A 23,705-nucleotide genomic window follows, 5' to 3' on the forward strand; every position below is an offset into this window, starting at 1 on the left:
GAGGTGCCTTCCGGAGCGCGACGGACCGGCCGTCGTGGCCGGGCGGTCTGGGAATTCAAGCCTGCCACGCACCGGCCGCTGCCCGGAAAAACCCCCTTCTCACCCCTGCGGGCACCGCGCCCCGCCGGCCGCGGCCCATGGGGCACCGGCCCTCACCGGCTGCTCACCGGCTCTCGGCCACGATCCTGTCCAGGGCCCGCTGGAGGTCGTCCGGGTACTCGCTGGAGAACTCCACCCAGCTGCCGTCGGACGGGTGCTCGAAACCGAGCCGGACGGCGTGCAGCCACTGCCGCGTCAGTCCGAGGCGCTTGGCCATCGTCGGGTCGGCGCCGTAGGTGAGGTCCCCGACACAGGGGTGGCGGTGGGCGGACATGTGCACCCGGATCTGGTGCGTGCGGCCGGTCTCCAGCTTGATGTCGAGGAGACTGGCGGCCCGGTACGCCTCGATGAGGTCGTAGTGCGTCACGGAGGGCTTGCCGTCGGCGGTGACGGCCCACTTGTAGTCGTGGTTGGGGTGGCGCCCGATGGGGGCGTCGATGGTGCCGCTCATCGGATCCGGGTGGCCCTGCACCAGCGCGTGGTACTTCTTCTCGACGACCCGGTCGCGGAACTGCGCCTTCAGCAGGGTGTAGGCCCGCTCCGACTTGGCCACGACCATCAGGCCGGAGGTGCCGACGTCGAGGCGGTGGACGATGCCCTGGCGCTCGGCCGCGCCGGACGTCGAGATCCGGTACCCGGCCGCGGCGAGGCCGCCGATCACCGTCGTACCGGTCCAGCCGGGGCTCGGGTGGGCGGCGACCCCGACCGGCTTCACGATGACCACGATGTCCTCGTCGTCGTGCACGATCTCCATGCCCTCGACGGGCTCGGCGACGACCTGCACCGGCGCGGGCGCCTGCGGCATCTCCACCTCGAGCCAGGCGCCGCCCCGCACCCGCTCGGACTTCCCGACCACCGCACCGTCCACCTGCACCTTTCCGGCGGCGGCCAGATCGGCGGCCTTGGTGCGGGAGAAGCCGAACATCCGGGAGATGGCGGCGTCGACGCGCTCGCCCTCCAGGCCGTCCGGTACGGGCAGGGTGCGGACCTCGGGATACGTACTCACCCGATCGAGTATGCCTTGCGGCGGCCGGTCCTCGTGCACGGTCCCGCCCGGCCCTCGCGCACGGCCTCGTCCGTCCCGTGCACGGCCGGCCGCTGCGCACGGTCAGTCCTTGTGCACGGTCCCGTCCGGGTCCAGGCCGCGGAAGGAGAGCAGCACGACCAGGATGCCGCCGCAGACGATCGCGGAGTCGGCGAGGTTGAAGACGGCGAAGTGCTCGACGGAGATGAAGTCCACCACCGCGCCCTCGAAGACGCCGGGGGAACGGAAGAGGCGGTCGGTCAGGTTGCCGAACGCCCCTCCGAGCAGCAGACCGAGCGCGATGGCCCACGGCAGGCTGTAGAGCTTGCGGGCCAGCCGGGCGATCACCACGACCACGGTCGCCGCGATGACGGTGAAGACGATCGTGTACGCCTCGCCGACGCTGAACGCGGCGCCCGAGTTCCGGATCACCTCGAACTTCAGCCAGTCGCCGATGACCTCGATCGGCTGGTGGTGCTCCAGCTTCGCGACCACCAGCAGCTTGCTGACCAGGTCCAGCAGATAGGCGAAGGCGGCCACGCAGAAGAGCACCGCGATCTTCCGCTTGCCTCCGGCCCGGGGCGTCTCCTCTGCCGGGCTCCCGGTCTCCTCTCCCCCGGTCCCCTCAGCTTCGGGGATGTCCGGCGTACCGATGATGCGCTCCGCCTCTGCCACGTGAGTCCCTCAACCTAGGTTCCTGACTGAGGACGAGGGTACGGCACGGCGCGCCGGATCAGCCGCGTCGCTCCTGCTTCTGTTTGTCCTCGACACAGAGGGTGGCGCGGGGGAACGCCTGCATCCGGGCCTTGCCGATCGGCCTGCCGCAGACCTCGCACAGTCCGTACGTCCCGGCGTCGAGCCGGGCCAGCGCCCGCTCGGTCTGGGCCAGCATCTCCTGGGCGTTGGCGGCGAGCGCCATCTCGTGCTCACGTGTGATGTTCTTGGTACCGGTGTCGGCCTCGTCGTCGCCCGCCCCGTCGCCGGAGTCGCGCATCAGCCCGGCGAGTGCGATGCCCGCGGCCTCCAGCTCATTGCGCAGCCGCGTGATCTCGCCGCTCAGCACGGCCCGCGCCTCGTCGACCTCCTCCGGGGTCCAGGGGTCCTCGTCCGGCCGGACCGCCAGCTCGCCGGGGGCCGTCGTGACGGCTCCTCCGCCCGACGGCGCGACGGACGCCGCGGCCTCGCCGGCCACGCGGGTCCGGGCCTCGCTCTTCTTGGCTACCACCGTGTGGGCTCCCGTCTGCTCGGCGGACTCAGCCGCTTCCGTGGCCACCGCGGCGGCCTTCTTCGAGGACTTCCTGGCCGCGCTCTTCTTCGAGGGGGCCTTCCTGGCCGGTGCCGCGCGCCCGGCATCCGTGCGCGCGGCGGACACCGCCTTCGAGGCTGCGGCCTTCTTCGCCGCGGCCTCCTCAGCCGCGGCCTTCTTCGCCGCGGCCTTCTTCGCCGCAGCCTTCTTCGCCGCGGGCGACTTCTTCCCGGCCCTTCCGGTCGCCTTCCCCGGGGTCGTCTTCTTCTTCGCCGCGGTCTCGGGGCCGCCCTCCGCGTCCGTCCCTGCGGCCGCCGCACCCGTGGATCTCGTCGACGCCGTCTTCTTCGCGGCGGTCTTCTTCGCCACCATGGCCGCGGCCCCTTCACATATTGTGATCTCGCACGCGAATCGTGCTGGGACGATAAATCGGCCCCGACCCCGCGGCAACGGGGCACGCCGCCGATTCGCCACCGCCCGCGTCCGGACGCCGACCTGCCTGAATCCGTTGTGCCCAGCTCACAGCCCGATAATCCGACTCCCGCGACGCCCCGGCCGGCTCCCCCGGACCCGTCCGTCCCCGTCTCCCCATTCGGGTCACGCCCCGCACCGCCCGATATCCGGTCGGCCGACGCCCCGACGGGCCCGTACACTGGCCTGAGCGAGAGGCGTGGATGGGACGAGTAGCGTCGTACGCAGCCAGGAGCGACCCGGGGACGGTGGAAGCCCGGGGGCGAGCGCGTCGTGAAGATCACCCGGAGCCGCCGGAAGAACGCCACGAGGCAAGTAGAACCGGCATCGCGACCCCAATGAGGGGGCCACGGGTGCGTGCCCGGGGCCAAGGAGGGTGGTACCGCGGGAGTCGACGAGGCTCTCGTCCCTCCGACGGAAGTGGAAATCGTCCGCCGGAGGAAGTCCGCCCATGACATCGCCGCAGTACCGCCAGGTACCCGCCCAGGTCGACCTGCCCGCGCTGGAGCACGCCGTGCTCGATTTCTGGCGCGAGAGCAAGGTCTTCGCCAAGAGCCTCGAACAGTCCGAGGGCCGCCCCGAGTGGGTCTTCTACGAGGGCCCGCCCACCGCCAACGGCATGCCCGGCGCCCACCACATCGAGGCCCGCGTCTTCAAGGACGTCTTCCCCCGCTTCCGCACCATGCAGGGCTACCACGTCGGCCGCAAGGCCGGCTGGGACTGCCACGGCCTGCCGGTCGAGCTCGCGGTCGAGAAGGAGCTGGGCTTCAACGGCAAGAAGGACATCGAGGCGTACGGCATCGCCGAGTTCAACGCCAAGTGCCGCGAGTCGGTGACCCGCCACACCGACGCCTTCACCGAGCTGACCACCCGGATGGGTTACTGGGTCGACCTCGACGACGCCTACCGCACCATGGACCCCGAGTACGTCGAGTCCGTGTGGTGGTCGCTGAAGGAGATCTTCGGCAAGGGCCTCCTGGTACAGGACCACCGCGTGGCCCCCTGGTGCCCGCGCTGCGGCACCGGCCTGTCCGACCACGAGCTGGCGCAGGGGTACGAGACGGTCGTCGACCCGTCGGTCTTCGTCCGCTTCCCCCTCACCTCCGGCCCGCTCGCCGGCGAGGCGTCCCTGCTCGTCTGGACGACCACCCCCTGGACGCTGGTCTCCAACACCGCCGTCGCCGCGCACCCCGACGTCACCTATGTCGTCGCGAGCAACGGCGAGGAGAAGCTCGTCGTCGCTCGGCCGCTGGTCGAGAAGGCCCTGGGCGAGGGCTGGGAGCCCACCGGTGAGACCTTCACCGGCCGCGAGATGGAGCGCTGGACCTACGAGCGTCCGTTCGCGCTTGTCGACTTCCCGGGCCCGGCCGAGGCCCACTACATCGTCAACGCCGAGTACGTGACGACCGAGGACGGCACGGGTCTGGTCCACCAGTCCCCCGCGTTCGGTGCCGACGACCTCCAGGTCTGCAAGGCGTACGGTCTTCCCGTCGTCAACCCGGTCCGCCCCGACGGCACCTTCGAGGAGGACATGCCACTGGTCGGCGGCGTCTTCTTCAAGAAGGCCGACGAGGCGCTCACCAAGGACCTGGCCGCCCGCGGCAAGCTCTTCCGGCACGTCCCGTACGAGCACAGCTACCCGCACTGCTGGCGCTGCCACACCGCACTCCTCTACTACGCGCAGCCGTCCTGGTACATCCGCACGACCGCGATCAAGGACCGGCTGCTCGCGGAGAACGAGAAGACCAACTGGTTCCCGGAGTCGGTCAAGAACGGTCGCTTCGGCGACTGGCTGAACAACAACGTCGACTGGGCGCTGTCCCGCAACCGCTACTGGGGCACCCCGCTGCCGATCTGGCGCTGCGAGGACGGCCATCTCACCTGCGTCGGCTCGCGCGCCGAACTGGGCGAGCTCGCCAGCACGGACCTGTCCGGTCTCGACCCGCACCGCCCGTTCATCGACGAGATCACGTTCACCTGCTCGCACGAGAACTGCCAGCTGGAGGCGTACCGCGTCCCGGAGGTCATCGACGCCTGGTACGACTCGGGCTCGATGCCGTTCGCCCAGTGGGGCTACCCGTACAAGAACAAGGAGCTGTTCGAGAGCCGCTACCCGGCGCAGTTCATCTCCGAGGCCATCGACCAGACCCGCGGCTGGTTCTACACGCTGATGGCGGTCGGCACGCTGGTCTTCGACAAGTCGTCCTACGAGAACGTGGTCTGCCTGGGCCACATCCTCGCCGAGGACGGCCGCAAGATGTCCAAGCACCTCGGCAACATCCTCCAGCCGATCCCCCTCATGGACCAGCACGGCGCCGACGCGGTCCGCTGGTTCATGGCGGCCGGCGGCTCCCCCTGGGCGGCCCGCCGCGTCGGCCACAACACCATCCAGGAAGTCGTCCGCAAGACCCTCCTGACCTACTGGAACACGGTGGCCTTCCAGGCCCTGTACGCCCGTACGTCGGGCTGGGCCCCCTCCGCGGCCGACCCCGCCCCGGCGGACCGCACGGTCCTGGACCGCTGGCTGCTGAGCGAACTGAACGCCCTCGTCGACCAGGTCACGCAGGCACTGGAGGGGTACGACACCCAGCGCGCCGGCAAGCTCCTGTCCGCGTTCGTCGACGACCTGTCCAACTGGTACGTCCGCCGCTCGCGCCGCCGCTTCTGGCAGGGCGACAAGGCCGCGCTGCGCACGCTGCACGAGGTCGTCGAGACCGTGACCCGGCTGATGGCCCCGCTCACCCCGTTCATCACCGAACGGGTCTGGCAGGACCTGGTGGTCCCGGTCACCCCGGACGCCCCCGAGTCCGTGCACCTGTCCGCCTGGCCGAAGGCCGACCTCACGGCCGTCGACCCCGAGCTGTCGGTCCGGATGGCGCTGGTGCGCCGCCTGGTCGAGCTCGGCCGGGCCACCCGTGCCGAGTCGGGCGTCAAGACCCGCCAGCCGCTGTCCCGCGCCCTGGTCGCGGCGGCCGGCTTCGAGTCCCTCTCGCCCGAGCTGCACGCCCAGATCACCGAGGAGCTGAACGTCGAGTCCCTGGCATCGCTCTCCGATTCCTCCGCTGGTCCAGCGGGCGGCGGCTCGCTGGTCGACACGACCGCGAAGGCCAACTTCCGCGCCCTCGGCAAGCGATTCGGCAAGGGCGTCCAGGCGGTGGCCAAGGCAGTCGCGAACGCCGACGCGGCGGCCCTCTCGCTGGCCCTGCGCGAGGGCACGGCGTCGGTCGAGGTGGACGGCGAGACCGTCACCCTCGCCCCCGATGAGGTGATCATCACCGAGACGCCGCGCGAGGGCTGGTCGGTGGCCTCCGACTCGGGCGCGACCGTCGCCCTGGACCTGGAGATCACACCGGAGCTGCGGCGCGCGGGCCTGGCCCGTGACGCCATCCGCCTCATCCAGGAGGCCCGCAAGAACAGCGGCCTGGACGTCGCGGACCGCATCGCCGTCCGCTGGACGTCCGCCTCCCCCGCCACGGTGGAGGCACTGACCGAGCACGCGGCCCTGATCGCGGACGAGGTCCTGGCACTGGACTACGCACAGGGCGAGGCGGACGCGGCCTTCGGCGAGCCGTTCGAGGACGAGGGCCTGGCCCTGACGTTCCGCCTCCGCAGGACGGAGCGGTAGGACCGAGCGGGGGCAACACCCCCGGCTCCCTGGCGGGCCCGTCCGGAACCAACCGTTCCGGACGGGCCCGCCGGCATGTGCCCCGGCCTACGGCCGTATCCCCCGGACCCACCGGAACACGCAAAGGGCCGGGCCCCGGGGAAAACCCCGGGGCCCGGCCCTCAGCCTGCCGACGGCTACGCGCTCACCGCGCGCACCCGGCTCAGTTGTCGTCCTCGTCGATCAGGAAACCGCGCATCGGCGACGGCGCCTGCTGCATCGGCTGCGGCGCCTGCGGTCGCACCGGCGCCATCGGCTGGGTCATCGCCGGCGACATCTGCTGCTGACCGCCGTACGAGGGCCCACCGCTCATGGACGGGTTGCCGCCCATCGGCTGGTTGCCGTGGTTGCCGCCCATGCTGTGGCCCATGGCGCCCGCACCGGCCGGGGCCAGCGAGGGCGACGGCGGCAGCGAAGCGGTCGCCGGGGTGCGCGGCGGGGCGAGCGAGTCGTCCGCCTGGGTATCCAGCTGACGCAGCTGGCTCTCCAGGTAGGACTTCAGCCGCGTGCGGTACTCGCGCTCGAAGCCGCGCAGGTCCTCGACCTTGCGCTCCAGCGTCGCGCGGGCCGACTCCAGCGAGCCCATCGCCACACGGTGCTTCTCCTGCGCGTCCCGCTCCAGCGCGTCTGCCTTGGCCCGCGCGTCGCGCTCCAGCCCCTCGGCACGGCTGCGCGCCTCGCCGACGATCTTGTTGGCCTCGGAACGGGCCTCCGCGATCGCCTGGTCGGCCGTCTGCTGCGCGAGCGAGAGAACACGGGCGGCGCTGTCGCCGCCGGGACCCTGACCGGGCTGCTGCATCTGCGGCGGCTGCTGCATCTGCTGCTGCGGGGCGTGACCGCCCATGGGGCCGCCCATCGGGCCACCCATGGGGCCGCCCTGCATCGGGCCGGGGCCGTGCGGGCCCTGCGGACCGGGACCGTGCTGACCCTGGGGGCCGGGACCGTGCTGACCCTGGGGGCCGGGGCCATGACCACTGGGGCCGGCGGGCAGCTGCGGAGCGCCACCGGGCAGCTGGGGCGGACCCATCTGCGGGGGCTGCTGCTGGACCGGCGGTCCCGATATGGCGGCGGGCACGGGGGCCCCGGGCCGGTCCTGCGGCTCCGGCTTGCGCATGCCCTGCTGCTGGTTCTGCGCGGCGGCACGCGTGGCGGCGGCCAGCTTCGCGCGCAGGTCCTCGTTCTCACGGAGCAGGCGGGTCAGCTCGGCCTCGACCTCGTCGAGGAAGGCATCGACCTCGTCCTCGTCGTAGCCTTCTCGGAGACGGACGGTTGTGAACTGCTTGTTCCGCACGTCCTCGGGGGTCAGCGGCATCTCTTCTTCACCTCTACGTAGTCGTCGGCAGTCGGCAAGACCGTATCGCTCACAACCCGATCACGATGCCTCTCAGGATGAAAACGATGATCATCAGAACGAAGAAGGACAGGTCGAGTGCCACGCCCCCGATACGCAGCGGCGGGATGAACCGCCGCAGAAGCTTGAGCGGTGGATCGGTGACCGTATAAGTGGCCTCGAGTATGACCACCATCGGCTTGCCTGGCTGCCATGAACGCGCGAACTGGAAGACGTAGTCCATGACCAGCCGGAAGATCAGCACGATGAGGAAACACGTCAACGCGATATAGACAACCTGCAGTGCGACGCCCATTTCGCGCTTCCCTCTCCCCTGGCTCTCTCGCTCCGGCCTCCCGGCCGGGTCGTTCTTGGTGCCGTGTTCTCAGCTCTGATTGAAGAATCCGCCCTCAGCGATGCGGGCCTTGTCCTCCGCCGTGACATCGACGTTAGCAGGAGACAGCAGGAACACCTTCTGCGTCACGCGCTCAATGCTGCCATGGAGTCCGAAGACGAGTCCTGCCGCAAAGTCGACAAGTCGCTTCGCGTCCGTATCGTCCATCTCCGTGAGGTTCATGATCACCGGAGTACCCTCACGGAAGTGTTCACCGATGGTACGGGCCTCGTTGTAGGTCCTGGGGTGCAGTGTGGTGATGCGGTACGGCTCCCGCTCGGACACGACCTTGGGCATGATCACCGGTGCGTTCTTCTCCATGTTCGGGCGTTCGGGTGTGATGGATGCCACGGGTGCGATCCGGGCGGGTCGCTCCCTTTCCACCGGGATCTGCACCGGCTCCCGCTGCGCGGGAGGCTGCACCGCTCGCACCGGTTCGTCCTGTTCGCGCTCCCGCTCGCGGTCCCGCTCCCGTTCGACCTGATGCGCGGGCTGATGCCGCCGCCGGTCGCGCTCGGGCTCCGGCTCGGGTTCGAATTCGTCATCGGGGTCGAACCCCGGACCGTCGTACCCATCGTCCTCCACGAGGCCGAGGTAGACCGCCATCTTGCGCATCGCGCCGGCCATGCTCTGAATCCTCCGCTCTGTGGTGGATCGGCATCTGTCACCAAGTGCCCCGCGATCCACTGTGGTCCGCCCGCCATCAGCGGGATTGACCATATTTTCTGCTGTGGTCCGACTCGTTTGGCGACGTTACCCGAGGCTCGGTCGGACTCCGAGTACCGCCGTACCGACGCGTACATGTGTCGCTCCGGCCGCGACGGCGTCCTCGAGGTCCGAACTCATCCCCGCGGAGACCATGTTCGCAGCCGGATGGTCCGCGCGCAGGCGGGACGAGAATTCCATCAGCCGATCGAAGGCGGCACGCCGCCGTCCCGCGTACGGCCCGGCGAGCGGCGCGACGGTCATCAGACCGGCGAGCCGCAGTCCGGGCGCCGCGGCGACCGCGGCGGCCAACTCCTCGATCCCGTCCGGCGCGACACCGCCCCGGACACCCCGCTCGCCGCTCTCCGCGTCGAGCGCCACCTGTACGAGGCAGCCGAGTTCGCGCCCTTCGCGCACGGCCGCCGCGGAGAGCGCTGTGACCAGTTTGACCCGATCCACCGATTGCACAAAATCGGCATAACCAGCCACAGAACGAACCTTATTCGTCTGCAACTGACCGACAAAATGCCACGTGAGCGACAGATCCGCACACGCGGCGGCCTTGGGGGCGGCATCCTGATCGCGGTTCTCCGCGACATGGCGCACACCGAGTTCGCTCAGAATCCGCACATCGCTCGCGGGATAGGTCTTGGTGACCACGATGAGGGTCACCTCCTCCCGCGCACGGCCCGCGGCGGAGCAGGCGGAAGCGATACGTTCCTCCACCCGTGCCAGATTTCCGGCGAGTTGGGTTCTACGGTCCGTCATGCCCTATCAGTCCAACCAGACATAGCCGGCGAGCCGCCCGGTGGTGCGGTCGCGGCGGTACGAGAAGTGATCGCCCGATTCGAGGGTGCAGATCGTCGACGCCTGCCGGTCCTCCACCCCGAGCGCTTCGAGCTGGGCGTGGACCCCCGCGGTGACGTCCACGGCCGGAGTGCCCCAACTGGTCTCGGACCAGGAGGCCGGAACAGTCTCGGCGACCTCTGCGCGCATCACGGCGGGGACCTCGTAACACCGTCCGCAGACGGCCGGTCCGGTCCGGGCGACGATCCGCGAGGTCTTCGCGCCGAGCGCGGTCATCGCCTCGACCGCGGCGGGGACGACCCCGGCGACCAGTCCGGGGCGGCCCGCGTGCGCCGCAGCCACGATCCCGGCGTCGGGATCGGCGAGGAGTACGGGGGTGCAGTCGGCGGTGAGCACGGCGAGCGCGAGCCCGCGCCGCGCGGTCACCAGCGCGTCCACGGCGGGGATCCGCGAGGCGTCCCCCCAGGGGGCGTCGACGACCGCGACGTCCCGTCCGTGCACCTGGTTCATCCAGACGACCCGCGCCGGGTCCAGGCCGAGGGCCCCGGCGGCGCGCTCCCGGTTCGCCAGAACGGCGGCGGGGTCGTCACCGACCGCGCCGCCGAGGTTGAGCTCCTCGTACGGAGCCGCGCTCACCCCGCCCCACCTGTCGGTGAAGGCGAAGTGCGCGCGGCCCGCCGAGGTCTCCGAGGCCACCGCAGGAACCGAGCGGTGCGGGACTATCACTTCAAGAAGTCCGGGACATCCAGCTCTTCGATCTGGGAGTCCGGGTAGGGCCGGGCCGGCGGGATGTGCGGCGCGGTGGTGACCGGCGGCAGGTGCTTCTCGGCCACCGGAGCGGGTTCGGCCGGCGGCGCGAGCTCCTCGCGCGGGGGCAGGGAACCCAGCCCGCCGGTGTGGCGCACGGGCTCGGACCGGACCGGCGGTGCCGGCTCATCGCGCTTGGCGGAGTTCGCGCCCAGGACGTTCTCGCGGCGGGCCGGCGGCTGTCCGCCGTCGAAGCCGGCCGCGATCACGGTGACGCGCACCTCGTCGCCCAGCGCGTCGTCGATGACGGCGCCGAAGATGATGTTCGCCTCGGGGTGTGCCGCCTCGCTCACCAGCTGGGCGGCCTCGTTGATCTCGAAGAGACCGAGGTCGCTGCCACCGGAGATGGAGAGCAGGACACCGCGGGCGCCGTCGATGGACGCCTCCAGGAGCGGCGAGGAGATGGCCATCTCCGCGGCGGCCACCGCGCGGTCGTCGCCGCGGGCGGAGCCGATGCCCATGAGCGCCGATCCGGCCTCGGACATGACCGACTTGACGTCGGCGAAGTCGAGGTTGATCAGACCGGGCGTCGTGATGAGGTCGGTGATGCCCTGGACACCCGAGAGCAGCACCTGGTCGGCCGACTTGAACGCGTCGAGCACGCTGACCTGCCGGTCCGAGATGGACAGCAGCCGGTCGTTGGGGATGACGATGAGGGTGTCGACCTCTTCGCGGAGCTCGGCGATGCCGTCCTCCGCCTGGTTCGCGCGGCGCCGGCCCTCGAAGGTGAACGGGCGGGTGACCACGCCGATCGTCAGGGCGCCCAGCGAGCGCGCGATGTTCGCGACGACGGGTGCGCCGCCGGTGCCGGTGCCGCCGCCCTCCCCGGCGGTGACGAAGACCATGTCGGCCCCCTTGAGGACCTCCTCGATCTCCTCGCGGTGGTCCTCTGCCGCCTTGCGACCGACGGCCGGGTTGGCCCCGGCGCCGAGTCCGCGGGTGAGTTCGCGGCCGACGTCGAGCTTGACGTCGGCGTCGCTCATCAACAGGGCTTGCGCATCCGTGTTGATCGCGATGAACTCGACGCCCTTGAGACCGACCTCGATCATTCGGTTGATGGCATTGACACCACCGCCGCCGACACCGATGACCTTGATGACTGCGAGGTAGTTCTGCGGTGCTGCCACGTCGAAGGCCTCTCGCCTCGAGTTACGTGTCGTCGCTTGACGGTGTTCCCGCCGCGACGACGGATGCCGATTGGGGCGGTCCGAAACGCCGACCCAAACCCTAACGTTGAAGTTCAGGGTTACCAGTGTGTCTGTTTCATGGACTCTTCCGAACAGGACACTAAGTCGACAAGTGGCGCGTGTTCAACGAACACGCCGAACCTCCCGTTTTTCTTTTCACCCTATGTGATCACCCGTAGCGCTGACCAACCAGGGTGCTGGCCAGGCCACATATGCGTCAACCGTCCGATACCGCAGGGGCGGTGGGCGCACTCACGTCGAAGTGTCCCGCTTCGGGGGCGGCTTTCATCAGAGCGGTCAGGACCTCGGCCTTCACCGACCCGTCCTCGCCGCTGCCCCAGTTCACCGTACGGCCCCGGGTGAGCTCCAGGGAGATCGCATCGTACGAGGTGATTCGTACGACCGCGGTGTCCTTGGCGACATCACCCGGGAGTCCGCCCGCGACCCGGACCGCCTCCCGCACCAGCCGATCGCTGCCGAAGCGACGCAGACCGGGGGACTGACGAGGAGTCAGTTCCAGGATCGGCACGCGCCGGGGCGCTTTGTCCACGGTCGCGAAACGCACGCCCTTCGCGTCCACTTCGACGAACTTCGCACCCTTTTTCATCAGCAGGACCGGCTGCCGTTCGGTCACTTTAAGTCCGATTCCGTGCGGCCATGACCGCACGACATCCACTGAGTCGATACGACGCACCTTCTGGCGCAACCGGTCGGCGATGGCGTCGGTGTCCACGGAGATGAGCGGGGCGCCGATCGGCACCGCCGCGACAGCCTCGACCTCGGCCGGGGTCAGCACGCCGACACCGGTCGTCCTGACCCGTTCGACCCGGAGCCAGGGCGAGCCGTAGAGCGCCCAGACGGCTCCCGAACCGAGCAGCAGGACCAGCACGCCGGTCACGATCAACCGGACACGACTGGGCCGCCAACGCCCTTCGGGGCTCGGCGGATCGGCCGGAGAGTCCTTCTGCTGCACTGCACCGCGCCGGGCGGTCGTCGGTCCGGCCACGCTCGCTCCTCACACCGGGTCCGGGAGCCGTGCCCCCGGACCCGTCCGCCTCACACGCCTCGGCGTGCGGCAATCGCCTCGTACACCATGCCGACGAGCAGGTCGTCGGCGTCCCTGCGGCCGAACTCGGCGGCGGCGCGGGACATTTCGTACAGCCGGTGCGGATCGGCGAGCACCGGGAGGACGTTGCCCTGCACCCACTCGGGGGTGAGCGCCGCGTCGTCCACCAGCAGACCGCCGCCCGCGTTCACCACCGGCTGCGCGTTGAGCCGCTGTTCGCCGTTGCCGATGGGCAGCGGCACATAGGCGGCGGGCAGTCCGACGGCGGAGAGCTCGGCGACGGTCATCGCGCCCGCGCGGCAGAGCATCATGTCGGCCGCCGCGTACGCGAGATCCATCCGGTCCACATACGGTACCGGGATGTACGGCGGCATACCGGGCATGTTGTCGACGTGCGGCAGTTCGTTCTTCGGGCCGACCACGTGCAGGATCTGGATCCCGGAGCGCTGGAGCAGCGGGGCGACGCGCTGGACCACCTCGTTGAGGCGGCGCGCGCCCTGGGAACCGCCGGAGACCAGCAGCGTCGGCAGGTTGGGGTCCAGGCCGAAGGTGGCGCGCGCCTCGGGACGGACCCGGGCGCGGTCCAGGGTGGCGACGGTCCGGCGCAGCGGGATGCCGATGTAGCGGGCGCCGCGGAGCTTGCTGTCGGGGGTGGAGACGGCGACCCCGTGGGCGTACCGCGAGCCGATCTTGTTGGCCAGACCGGGCCGGGCGTTGGCCTCGTGGACGACGATCGGCACACCGGCGCGCTTGGCCGCCAGATAGCCGGGCAGCGCGACGTAGCCGCCGAAGCCGACCACGCAGTCCGCCTTGGTGCGCTCCAGGACCTGCTCGGCGGCCTTGATGGTGCCGCGCAGCCGTCCCGGGACGGTGATCAGTTCCGGGGTGGGCTTGCGCGGCAGCGGTACGGCCGGGATGAGGGCGAGTTCGTACCCCCGCTCGGGTACGAGCCTGGTCTCGAGTCCGCGCTCCGTGCCGAGGGCAGTGATCCCCACGGTCGGGTCCTGCCTGCGCAGGGCGTCCGCGAGGGCGAGCGCGGGCTCGATGTGGCCGGCGGTCCCCCCGCCGGCGAGTACGACATGCACCGAAATTCACCGCTCTCCGGACGGACGCTTCTTGACGCGCCGTCTCATCGTCTTCCATCTCACCCCGGGCCTCCGCATGGCCAGGGCCGCCTTCGCGGCGGGTTCCTCTCGCGCGAACGCGATCAGCAGCCCGACGGCGAACATGGTCGGCAGCAGGGCCGACCCTCCGTAGGAGAACAGCGGGAGCGGGACACCGGCGATCGGCAGCAGGCCGAGCACCGCACCGATGTTGATCACGAACTGCACCATGATCCAGGTGGTCACGCCTCCCGCGGCGTACCTCACGAAGGGGTCCTCCGTGCGTCCGGCCACGCGGATACTCGCATAGCCTAGAGCCGCGAAGAGAGCGAGCACCGACAGCGTCCCCGCCAGCCCCAGTTCCTCCCCGGTGATGGCGAAGATGAAGTCGGTGTGCGGTTCAGGCAGTTGACCCCATTTTTCCACACTCGCGCCGAGCCCGGAACCGAACCATCCGCCGGAGGCCAGGGCGTAGATGCCGTGCACGGCCTGCCAGCAGGAGTCGTCGGGGCCCGGGTCGGTGGCGCCCACGCAGGCGAGCCGGGACATCCGGTTCGGGCTGGTCTTGATCAGCACGAGGGCGATCACGGTGGCGAAGGCGAGCACCCCTGCGAAGAGCCGGGTGGGGGCGCCCGCCAGCCAGAGCAGCCCGAAAAGGATCGCCGTGAGAATGATCGCAGTGCCCATGTCACCGCCGAGCATGATCAGCCCGAGGAGCAGGAAGGCGACCGGGACGAGCGGCACGAGCATGTGCTTCCACTGCGTGAGCAGTTGCTTGTCCTGTTTGCGGGCGAGCAGGTCGGCGCCCCACAGGACCAGCGCGAGTTTGCCGAACTCGCTGGGCTGGAGCTGGAAGGGGCCGCCCAGCGAGAGCCAGTTCTGGTTGCCGTTGATCGACATCCCTATCCCCGGCACCTGGACCAGCGCCATCAGGAAGACGGCTCCCAGGAGCAGCGGATAGGACAGCGCCCGGTGGAGCTTGATGGGCATTCGTGCGGCGACCGCCATCAGAACGGCACCGATGACGGCGGCGAGGAACTGCTTGCGGAAGAAGTAGCTGCCGGGCTTGTTCAGCTCCAGGGCCTTGATCATCGAGGCGGAGTAGACCATCACCAGGCCGAGCACGGTGATCAGCAGGCCGGCGCCCAGGATCAGGTAGTACGCGGTCAGGGGGCGGTCCCAGGCCCGCCGTGCCCGCTCGTACAGCCGCCGTGCCGCGCCGCCGCGAGGGGCTCGGGGCGAACCGGCGGTACGGCCCTTGGAGCGGGGCGCGGCGGGGCGCCGGGGACCGGTGGCGGAGCGGACCCGCAGGAGGGGTCCGAGGGGTGCCCCGGCGCTTGCGGGCAGGGGCGGGGCGAGTGCCCGGCTGATCGCCGCGGAGACCCGTGGGCGGTTCCCACGGGCCGCTGCGGCGGAGCTCTCTTCGGCCGGCATTGTCGCTGTCCCCTCCACTGTGCGCGCCCGGGGCCGCCGCCGGGGGGCCGGGCGCCCGCGCCCGGTCGTCCGGCCGGTGCGGCGCGGAGGCCGGCCCCGTCAGTCGCTCTCGGCTGCGAGCGCGCGGACCGCGTCCGCGAACGCCTCGCCCCGCTTGTTGTAGTTGACGAACATGTCCATCGAGGCGCAGGCCGGGGCCAGCAGGACGGTGTCCCCCGGCCCGGCGAGTCGGGCCGCCTCGCGGACCGCCTCGGACATCGCCCCAGTGTCGGTCCGGTCGAGGTCGACCACCGGGACCTCGGGGGCGTGTCGCGCGAGGGCTTCGCGGATCAGCGCCCGGTCCCGGCCCATCAGCACCACGCCCCGCAGCCGCCCGGCGGCCCCGGCCACCAGTTCGTCGAAGGTGGCGCCCTTGGCGAGGCCGCCGGCGATCCACACGATCGGGTCGTAGGCGGCGAGGGACGCCTCTGCGGCGTGGGTGTTGGTGGCCTTGGAGTCGTCGACGTAGGCGACATCCGCGATGTCCGCGACGTGCTCGATGCGGTGCGGGTCGGGGCGGAAGGCCCGCAGGCCGTCCCGTACCGCCGCGGGCTCGACGCCGAAGGCGCGGGCCAGGGCCGCCGCCGCCAGGGCGTTGGCGACGTTGTGCGGGGCGGCCGGGACGACGTCGGAGACCTCGGCGAGCTCCTGGGCCTGCTCGTGCCGGTTCTCCACGAAGGCCCGGTCGACGAGGATGCCGTCGACGACGCCCAGCTGGGAGGGGCCCGGCGTGCCCAGGGTGAAGCCGATGGCGCGGCAGCCCTCCTCGACGTCCGCCTCGCGGACCAGGTCCTCGGTCGCCTTCTGAGCCGCGTTGTAGACGCAGGCGACGCGGTTGCCCTCGTAGATCCGGCCCTTGTCGGCGGCGTACGCCTCCATGGAGCCGTGCCAGTCGAGGTGGTCGGGGGCGAGGTTGAGGACGGCCGCGGAGTGGGCGCGCAGCGAGGGCGCCCAGTGCAGCTGGTAGCTGGACAGTTCGACGGCGAGGACGTCGTACTCCTCGTCGCCGAGGACGGCGTCGAGGAGGGAGACGCCGATGTTGCCGACGGCCGCGGTGCGCAGCCCGGCCGCCTCCAGGATGGAGGCGAGCATCCGTACGGTCGTGGTCTTGCCGTTCGTACCGGTGACCGCGAGCCAGGGCGCGGCGCCGGGGCCGCGCAGCCGCCAGGCGAGTTCGACATCGCCCCAGACCGGGACGCCCGCCTCGGCGGCCGCGGCGAACAGCGGCTTGTCGGGCCTCCAGCCGGGGGCGGTGACGACGAGCTCGGTGGACTCGGGCAGGGTCGCCCCGTCGCCGAGGCGGACGGTGATGCCGCCCACCCGTCGCCCGCCGCCACCCTCGGCCGAGGCGCTTTGCGCCGCTGCCCAGGATTCCAGTTCGGCGGCCTGCGCGCGGGAGCGCTCGTCGTCCCCGTCGTCGACGACCGTCACGACGGCGCCGAGGCCGTGCAGCGCCCGGGCCGCCGGAATTCCGGAGACGCCCAGACCGGCGACGGTGACGTGCTTGCCCTGCCAGTCCACTGTGCTCACTTCTCGGCTGCCCATCCCGCGTAGAAGAGTCCGAGGCCGACGATCACGCACATGCCCTGGATGATCCAGAAGCGGACCACCACAAGGACCTCGGACCACCCCTTGAGTTCGAAGTGGTGCTGGAGCGGTGCCATCCGGAAGACCCGCTTGCCGGTCATCTTGAAGGAACCGACCTGGATGACCACGGACATGGTGATCATCACGAAGAGACCGCCGAGGACGGCCAGCAGGAACTCCGTGCGGGAGCAGATCGCCAGGCCGGACAGCGCGCCGCCGAGGGCGAGCGAGCCGGTGTCGCCCATGAAGATCTTGGCGGGCGAGGTGTTCCACCACAGGAAGCCGAAGCAGGCGCCCATCAGCGCGGAGGCGACCACGGCGAGGTCGAGCGGATCGCGCACCTGGAAACAGGCGTTGGGGTTGGTCAGGGCCTCCGCGTTGGCGCAGGACTCCTGGAACTGCCACAGCCCGATGAACGTGTACGCGCCGAAGACCATCACGGACGCGCCGGTGGCCAGACCGTCCAGGCCGTCCGTGAGGTTCACGCCGTTGGACATGGCGAGGATCATGAACAGGGCCCAGACGACGAACAGCACCGGGCCGATCGACCAGCCGAAGTCCGTGACGAACGACAGCTTCATGGAGGCCGGGGTGTTGCCGCGGCCGTCGGCGAACTGGAGCGAGAGCACCGCAAAGGCGACACCGACGATCAGCTGGCCCGCCATCTTCGCCTTGGCCCGCAGACCCAGCGAACGCTGCTTGACGATCTTGATGTAGTCGTCGAGGAAGCCGACGAGGCCCATACCGGCCATCAGGAAGAGCACCAGAATGCCCGAGAAGGTCATCGGCTCGCCGGTGATCACCTTCGTCAGGAAGTACGCGATGATCGTGGCCAGGATGAAGGCGATCCCACCCATGGTGGGGGTGCCCTTCTTGGACCCGTGGGTGCGCGGGCCGTCGTCCCGGATGAACTGGCCGTATCCCTTGCGGGCCAGCAGCTTGATCAGCAGCGGGGTTCCGACCAGGGTCAGGAAGAGCCCGATGGCCCCCGCGAACAGGATCTGCCTCATCGGCCGGCGACCTCGCCCTCGGACGCGTTCTCCAGCAGTGCCATGGCGACCTGCTCCAGGCCGACCGACCGGGACGCCTTCACCAGCACGACGTCTCCCGGGCGCAGTTCACTGCGCAACAGGTCGACCGCAGCCTGTGCGTCGGACACGTGCACCGACTCCTCACCCCACGAACCCTCGTTGTATGCGCCCAGTTGCAGCCAGGAGGCCTCCTTGCCCCCCACCGCAACGAGCTTGCTGACGTTGAGCCGGACGGCGAGCCGTCCGACCGCGTCGTGCTCGGCGAGCGAGGCGTCGCCCAGCTCGGCCATGGGGCCGAGCACCGCCCACGTACGCCGGCCCCTCCCCATCGCGGCCAGTGCGCGCAGCGCTGCCTTCATGGATTCGGGGTTCGCGTTGTAGGCGTCGTTGACGATCGTCACGCCGTCCGGACGCTCGGTGACCTCCATGCGCCAGCGGGAGAGGGTGCCCGCCTCGGAGAGCCCTTCGGCGATCTCGTCTGCGGACAGGCCCAGCTCATGGGCGACGGCGGCCGCGGCGAGCGCGTTCGACACGTGGTGCTCACCGTACAGGCGCATCGTCACATCGCTGCACCCGGTGGGTGTGTGGAGCGTGAAAGCGGGACGGCCGTCGTCGGTGAGACGTACGTTCTCGCCCCGTACGTCCGCTTCCGCGGCCTCGCCGAAGAGCAGCACCCGTGCCTTCGTGCGGGAGGTCATGGCGCGGACGAGCGGGTCGTCGGCGTTGAGCACGGCGACGCCGTTCTCGGGCAGGGACTCGACCATCTCGCCCTTCGCCAGGGCGATCTGCTCCCGGCCGCCGAACTCGCCGATGTGGGCGGTGCCGACGTTGAGGACGAGGCCGATCCGGGGCGGGACGAGACCGGTGAGGTAGCGGATGTCGCCGATGTAGCGCGCACCCATCTCCAGGACGAGGTGCCGGGTCTCCTCGGTGGCGCGCAACGCGGTCAGCGGCAGGCCGATCTCGTTGTTGAGGTTGCCCGCCGGATAGACGGTGGGGCCCTTGCGTTCGAGGAGTTGGGCGATGACGTCCTTGGTGGAGGTCTTGCCCGCGGAGCCGGTGAGGGCGACGACGGTGGTGCCGAGGCGGCCGACGACGGCGCGGGCGAGCGCGCCGAGCGCGGCCACGACGTCGTCGACGACGATCGCCGGAACACCGACGGGGCGGGCGGCCAGCACGGCTGCCGCGCCCGCCTCGACGGCGCGCTGCGCGTAGTCGTGGCCGTCGACCCGCTCTCCGACGAAGGCGGCGAACAGGCTGCCCTGCTCCACCTCTCGGGAGTCGATGACGACGGGCCCGCTGACGACCGCTGCCTGATCGGGTATGTCGTGTGGCTGCCCGCCGACGATTTCGGCGATCTCGGCGAGGGAAAGGGCGATCACTTGGTCATCCCTGACTGTTGTTCTCGTGGGTGTGGGCGCGGTCGGCGGCCCCGGAGGTGCCGCCGTGTCCCAGGGAGCGTTCGATGGCCGCGCGCAGGACCACGCGGTCGTCGAAGGGGCGTACCACGCCATGGATGTCCTGCCCCTGCTCGTGGCCCTTGCCGGCGACCAGCACGGTGTCACCGGGCTCGGCTCGGGCGACCGCGGCGGCGATGGCGGCGGCCCGGTCGGCGTCGACCAGGACGTCGCCCCGCTCGTGGACGGGCACCTCGGCGGCGCCCGCGAGCATGGCGGCGAGGATTCCGAGCGGGTCCTCGGAACGGGGGTTGTCCGAAGTCAGTACGGCGGTGTCGGCGAGCCGGGCCGCGGCTGCGCCCATCGGGCCGCGCTTGGTGGTGTCGCGGTCGCCGCCGCAGCCGAGGACGACGTGCAGCCTGCCCCGGGTGACCTTGCGCAGCGAACGGAGCACGGACTCGACGGCGTCGGTCTTGTGCGCGTAGTCGACGACGGCGAGGTAGTCCTGCCCGGCGTCGACGCGCTCCAGCCGCCCGGGGACCCCCGGGACGGCGGCGACGCCGTCGGCCGCGGTCTGCGGGTCGAGGCCCGCGACGGCGAGCGTGACGACGGCGGCGAGGGCGTTGGCCACGTTGAACGGGCCGGGCAGCGGGGCCCTGGCGGCGATCCGCTCGTCCTTGGGGCCGACGACGGTGAACGTGGAGCCCAGCGGGCCGACCTCGACGTCCTCGGCGCGCCAGTCGGCGTCCGGGTGGCCCTCGGCGGAGAAGGTGACGACCGGGACCGACGCCTCGGCGACCAGCCTGCGTCCGTAGGCGTCGTCGAAGTTGACGACGCCCCGCCTGCTGCGGCGCGGGGTGAAGAGCTGCGCCTTGGCCTGGAAGTAGTCCTCCATCCCGGAGTGGAACTCCATGTGCTCCGGGCTGAGGTTGTTGAAGACCGCGACGTCGAAGACGCATCCGTCGACCCGGCCGAGGACCAGCGCGTGGCTGGAGACCTCCATGGTCACCGCGTCGACCCCGCGCTCGCGCATCACGGCGAGCAGCGCCTGGAGGTCGGTGGCCTCGGGGGTGGTGCGCTCGGACTTGATGCGTTCGTCGCCGATCCGCGTCTCGACCGTGCCGATCAGTCCGGTGGCCCGTCCGGCGGCGCGCAGGCCGCCCTCGACGAGGTAGGCGGTGGTGGTCTTGCCGGAGGTTCCGGTGATGCCGATCCGCAGGAGGTCCTCGCCGGGACGTCCGTAGATCTCGGCGGCGAGTTCGCCCATCCGGGCGCGCGGGTCCTCGGTGACCAGGACCGGCAGTCCGGTGGCGGCGGCGCGCTCGGCGCCGGCCGGGTCGGTGAGGACCGCCGCGGCTCCGAGGCCGGCCGCCTGGGCGGCGAAGTCGGCGCCGTGGAAACGGGCGCCCGGCAGAGCGGCGTAGACGTCGCCGGGGCGGACCGCCCGGGAGTCGTGGGTGATGCCGGTGACCTCGGCGGTCCCCGGCGGCTCGACTCCCAGCCGGGCTGCCAGCTCACCGAGCGGCGTCGGCCTGAGCCGATCCGGGCGGGGCGCTCCCGGCTGGTTCACGGGGGCGGCCTTCTGGGTGGTTTGGAACTGATCAGCGTGGGGCACGGCGGTGAGCGTACCGGGCTCACCCGGCCTCTCGCGAAGTGAGGGGCCCGGGTCCCGGTGGTTCCCGGAATCGGGGGTGATGGTCGTCACTGATCGGTTCCCCGTGTTCACTGGCCGGGATCGAAGGACACCGGCAGCCTGGCCGGCGGCCGGCCGGACGGCGGGGTCTGGAGGGTCTTCAGCGCGAACTCCATGACCTCCTTGTAGATCGGCCCGCAGATCTGGCCGCCGAAGTAGCTTCCCTTCGTGGGGTTCTGGATCGCGCAGTAGACGGTGATCTGCGGGTCGTCGGCCGGTGCGAAGCCCGCGAAGGACGCGGTGTATCCGCGGTAGCCGCCGCGTACGGGATCGACCCGGTTGGCCGTACCGGTCTTGCCCGCCACCCGGTAGCCGGGGATCTTCGCCTTCGTCCCGGTGCCCTCCTCGTCGCCGACCACCGACTCCAGCATGGCGGCGAGCGTCTTGGCGGTCTTCTCGCTGACCACCCGGGTCTTCTTCGGCTCGGGCGCGGACTCGAAGCGCCCGTCGGGGCCCTTGGCGCCGCGTACCAGCGTGGGGGCGATGCGGACGCCGCCGTTCGCGATCGTCGAGTAGATGGAGGCGGCCTGCATCGCGTTGACCGAGAGGCCCTGGCCGAACGGGATCGTGTACTGCTGCGAGGTCGACCAGTCCCCGGGCTTGGCGAGGATGCCGGGGGTCTCGCCCGGGTAGCCGAGTCCGGTCGGCGAGCCGATCCCGAACTTGCGCAGGTAGGAGTAGAGGACCCGGTTGGCCTCGGCCTGCGTCCTGCCGAGTTCGCCGGTGGCCAGGATGGTGCCGATGTTGCTGGACTTGGCGAGTACGCCGTTGAGCGTCAGGTACCAGGTGGGGTGGTCGATGTCGTCCTTGAAGAGCCGGTCGCCGCGGTGCAGCCGGTTCGGGACGGTGACGTGGGTGCCGGGGGTGGCGACGCCCTCCTCCAGCACGGCGGCCATGGACATGACCTTGCTGGTGGAGCCGGGTTCGTAGGCGTCCTGGAGGGCCGCGTTGCCCAGGGACGCCGCATCGGCCTTCGAGAGGTCGTTGGGGTCGAAGCCGGGCGCGTTGGCCATGGCAAGGACCTCGCCGGTCCTGGTGTTCTGCACGACGACGTAGCCGCGGTCCGCCTTGGACTTCTTCACCTGGGCGGTGATGGCCCGCTGGGCGGCCCACTGGATGTCGCGGTCGATGGTCAGCTCGATGTCGGAGCCGGGCACGGCCGGGACCTCCTTGGTGCCCGCGGTGGGCACCCTCCGGCCGCCGGACTGGGCGTAGCTGATCGTGCCGTCCTCGCCCGCGAGCTGCTTGTTCAGCTGCGCCTCCAGGCCGCCCGCGCCCTTGCCCTCGGCGTTCACGTAGCCCAGTATCCCGGCGGCGAGTCCTCCGTTGGGGTAGACCCGCTTGGTGGTCGCCTCCTGGAAGACGCCCGCCAGAACATTGCCCCCGGGGCCGCCCGCCGCCTTGTCCTTGGCCGCCTTCTCGGCGAAGACGGACTTGAGGTCCCTGATCTGGTTCCAGACCTGCGGGGTCTGCCGACGGGCCAGCACGGTGTAGCGGCCCTTACCGGTCAGCTTGGCGGTCAGCTCGGTGGCGTCGGCGCCGAGGATCGGGGCGAGGAGGTCGGCCGCCTGCCGGGGCGCGTCGGGGATCCTGCTGAACTCGGGCGTGAACATCGACGGGTCCGCGGTGATGTCGTACGCGTCGACGCTGGTGGCCAGCGCGACGCCGCGGCGGTCGGTGATCTGGCCGCGTTCGGCGGCGACGGTGTGCTTGAAGTAGCGGTTCACCTCGGCCTTGGCCGCGTACGCGTTGGCGTCGACGGCCTGGACCTGGAGGAGCCGGACCACGAACACCAGCATGACGAGCGTCAGGGCGAGGCCGACCAGGCGGAGGCGGGGGCGCGGGCTGCCGAGCCGCAGGCGGCGCGCGGGGCGGTTGCGGGGCGCGCGGGAGCGGGACGCAGGGGGCGCGGACCTGCGGGGGGCGGGCCTGGGACGCCCCTGGCCCCCCGCGGAGCCGCGCGGGCGTGCGGGGCCGGGGACCCGGCGGCGCGGTGGTTCCTTGGGCGGCACTGCGTCACCTGCCGGGGCTCGTCGAGGACTGGTCCGCCGGGGTGCTCGGCCCGGTGGACGGGTTCGGGGCGGCGCCCGTGGGGATGGCGCCCGTGGCAACGGCCGTCGCCGAGGGGGTGGGCGAGGCCGGTACCGGGTCGGTGGCCCGCGCGGTCCCGGTCGCCGTCCCGGAGGCAGGGGGGACGGGCTTGCCCGGCGGTGCGGTGGTGGGCTCGGGGATCGGTTCGGCAGTGGCCTCGTCGGGTACGCCCCGCACCTTGCCGTTCGGCCCGAGGAAGGCGGGGCTGCCACCGGGCACCATGCCCAGTTCGCGGGCCCGCCGTTCCAGCGCGTCCGGCCTGGAGAGGCCGTCGACGTCGTGCTGGAGGGCCTGCTCCTCGTCGGTCAGCTCGGTGGTCCGCTTCTTCAGCTCGCTCAGCTTGAACGATCCTTCGTTGATGGCCGAGTTGAGCATCAGGAGCGCGATCAGACCACCGCCGAGGAGCAGGACGACGAGCAGGACGAAGGGGGTACGGGCCGCGGTGCTGGGACCGGACGGCATCAGCCGGGCGAGCCGCGCGGCCCGCCCCCTTGCCTGCCGGGCCGGTCCGCTCACTGCGCCGCCCCGGT

Annotated in this window: 19 protein-coding genes; 1 reads left to right on the plus strand and 18 read right to left on the minus strand. The window is 71.1% G+C overall.

Annotation, left to right across the window (positions count from 1 at the left end; all coding sequences use genetic code 11):
• Positions 1 to 163 precede the first annotated feature (163 nt).
• The 3 genes from ACFYXM_RS00885 to ACFYXM_RS00895 form a co-directional block, all read right to left on the minus strand.
• On the minus strand, positions 164 to 1,105 hold the full coding sequence (locus ACFYXM_RS00885; protein ID WP_389285576.1) for an RluA family pseudouridine synthase: 942 nt from the start codon (positions 1,103 to 1,105) through the stop codon (positions 164 to 166).
• 102 nt (positions 1,106 to 1,207) lie between these two features.
• The gene (gene lspA / locus ACFYXM_RS00890; protein ID WP_389285578.1) at positions 1,208 to 1,798 is read right to left on the minus strand and encodes a signal peptidase II; all 591 of its coding nucleotides are present in this window, start codon (positions 1,796 to 1,798) and stop codon (positions 1,208 to 1,210) included.
• Positions 1,799 to 1,856: 58 nt separating this feature from the next.
• The gene (locus ACFYXM_RS00895) at positions 1,857 to 2,741 is read right to left on the minus strand and encodes a TraR/DksA family transcriptional regulator (protein WP_389285580.1); all 885 of its coding nucleotides are present in this window, start codon (positions 2,739 to 2,741) and stop codon (positions 1,857 to 1,859) included.
• A gap of 550 nt (positions 2,742 to 3,291) precedes the next feature.
• Between ACFYXM_RS00895 and ileS the strand changes: the two genes are divergently transcribed.
• The gene (gene ileS / locus ACFYXM_RS00900; protein ID WP_389285582.1) at positions 3,292 to 6,465 is read left to right on the plus strand and encodes an isoleucine--tRNA ligase; all 3,174 of its coding nucleotides are present in this window, start codon (positions 3,292 to 3,294) and stop codon (positions 6,463 to 6,465) included.
• A 202-nt stretch (positions 6,466 to 6,667) separates the two neighbouring features.
• Here ileS and ACFYXM_RS00905 read toward each other — a convergent pair whose 3' ends face one another.
• The 15 genes from ACFYXM_RS00905 to ACFYXM_RS00975 all read right to left on the minus strand — a co-directional run bounded on the left by ACFYXM_RS00905 (position 6,668) and on the right by ACFYXM_RS00975 (position 23,691).
• Positions 6,668 to 7,816, minus strand: coding sequence for a DivIVA domain-containing protein (locus ACFYXM_RS00905; RefSeq protein WP_389285584.1), 1,149 nt, complete (start codon positions 7,814 to 7,816; stop codon positions 6,668 to 6,670).
• Between the two features lie 49 nt (positions 7,817 to 7,865).
• Positions 7,866 to 8,150 carry a YggT family protein gene (locus tag ACFYXM_RS00910; protein ID WP_351523868.1) on the minus strand — a complete coding sequence of 95 codons (285 nt, stop codon included), beginning with the start codon at positions 8,148 to 8,150 and terminating at the stop codon, positions 7,866 to 7,868.
• Positions 8,151 to 8,219: 69 nt separating this feature from the next.
• Complete coding sequence (locus ACFYXM_RS00915) at positions 8,220 to 8,855, minus strand: cell division protein SepF (RefSeq protein ID WP_073788811.1); 636 nt, start codon at positions 8,853 to 8,855, stop codon at positions 8,220 to 8,222.
• A gap of 126 nt (positions 8,856 to 8,981) precedes the next feature.
• Positions 8,982 to 9,701: a YggS family pyridoxal phosphate-dependent enzyme gene (locus ACFYXM_RS00920; protein WP_389285587.1), complete on the minus strand. Its 720-nt coding sequence runs from the start codon at positions 9,699 to 9,701 to the stop codon at positions 8,982 to 8,984.
• Positions 9,702 to 9,707: 6 nt separating this feature from the next.
• Positions 9,708 to 10,466, minus strand: coding sequence for a peptidoglycan editing factor PgeF (pgeF, locus tag ACFYXM_RS00925; protein WP_389285589.1), 759 nt, complete (start codon positions 10,464 to 10,466; stop codon positions 9,708 to 9,710).
• Positions 10,463 to 11,674 (minus strand): cell division protein FtsZ, encoded by a 1,212-nt coding sequence (gene ftsZ / locus ACFYXM_RS00930; RefSeq protein ID WP_389285590.1) that lies wholly within the window; start codon positions 11,672 to 11,674, stop codon positions 10,463 to 10,465. The genes pgeF and ftsZ overlap by 4 nt, the downstream gene beginning before the upstream one ends.
• 277 nt (positions 11,675 to 11,951) lie before the next feature.
• Positions 11,952 to 12,740: a cell division protein FtsQ/DivIB gene (locus tag ACFYXM_RS00935; RefSeq protein ID WP_389285592.1), complete on the minus strand. Its 789-nt coding sequence runs from the start codon at positions 12,738 to 12,740 to the stop codon at positions 11,952 to 11,954.
• Positions 12,741 to 12,790: 50 nt separating this feature from the next.
• Positions 12,791 to 13,885: an undecaprenyldiphospho-muramoylpentapeptide beta-N-acetylglucosaminyltransferase gene (murG, locus tag ACFYXM_RS00940; protein WP_389285593.1), complete on the minus strand. Its 1,095-nt coding sequence runs from the start codon at positions 13,883 to 13,885 to the stop codon at positions 12,791 to 12,793.
• A gap of 6 nt (positions 13,886 to 13,891) precedes the next feature.
• The gene (ftsW, locus tag ACFYXM_RS00945; RefSeq protein ID WP_389285594.1) at positions 13,892 to 15,337 is read right to left on the minus strand and encodes a putative lipid II flippase FtsW; all 1,446 of its coding nucleotides are present in this window, start codon (positions 15,335 to 15,337) and stop codon (positions 13,892 to 13,894) included.
• Between the two features lie 99 nt (positions 15,338 to 15,436).
• Entirely contained in the window at positions 15,437 to 16,906 is a 1,470-nt protein-coding gene (gene murD, locus ACFYXM_RS00950; protein WP_389285924.1) for a UDP-N-acetylmuramoyl-L-alanine--D-glutamate ligase, read from the minus strand.
• Complete coding sequence (mraY, locus tag ACFYXM_RS00955) at positions 16,903 to 17,973, minus strand: phospho-N-acetylmuramoyl-pentapeptide-transferase (protein WP_389285596.1); 1,071 nt, start codon at positions 17,971 to 17,973, stop codon at positions 16,903 to 16,905. The genes murD and mraY overlap by 4 nt, the downstream gene beginning before the upstream one ends.
• The gene (gene murF, locus ACFYXM_RS00960; protein ID WP_389285598.1) at positions 17,970 to 19,376 is read right to left on the minus strand and encodes a UDP-N-acetylmuramoyl-tripeptide--D-alanyl-D-alanine ligase; all 1,407 of its coding nucleotides are present in this window, start codon (positions 19,374 to 19,376) and stop codon (positions 17,970 to 17,972) included. The genes mraY and murF overlap by 4 nt, the downstream gene beginning before the upstream one ends.
• 4 nt (positions 19,377 to 19,380) lie before the next feature.
• On the minus strand, positions 19,381 to 21,096 hold the full coding sequence (locus ACFYXM_RS00965; RefSeq protein WP_389285600.1) for a UDP-N-acetylmuramoyl-L-alanyl-D-glutamate--2,6-diaminopimelate ligase: 1,716 nt from the start codon (positions 21,094 to 21,096) through the stop codon (positions 19,381 to 19,383).
• Between the two features lie 17 nt (positions 21,097 to 21,113).
• Positions 21,114 to 23,096, minus strand: a complete 1,983-nt coding sequence (locus tag ACFYXM_RS00970; RefSeq protein WP_389285602.1) for a peptidoglycan D,D-transpeptidase FtsI family protein — start codon at positions 23,094 to 23,096, stop codon at positions 21,114 to 21,116.
• Between the two features lie 4 nt (positions 23,097 to 23,100).
• Positions 23,101 to 23,691 (minus strand): septum formation initiator family protein, encoded by a 591-nt coding sequence (locus tag ACFYXM_RS00975; RefSeq protein ID WP_389285604.1) that lies wholly within the window; start codon positions 23,689 to 23,691, stop codon positions 23,101 to 23,103.
• Positions 23,692 to 23,705 lie beyond the last annotated feature (14 nt).

This window comes from Streptomyces sp. NPDC002476 (genome assembly GCF_042889785.1).
In the GTDB taxonomy this organism is placed as follows: Bacteria; Actinomycetota; Actinomycetes; order Streptomycetales; family Streptomycetaceae; genus Streptomyces.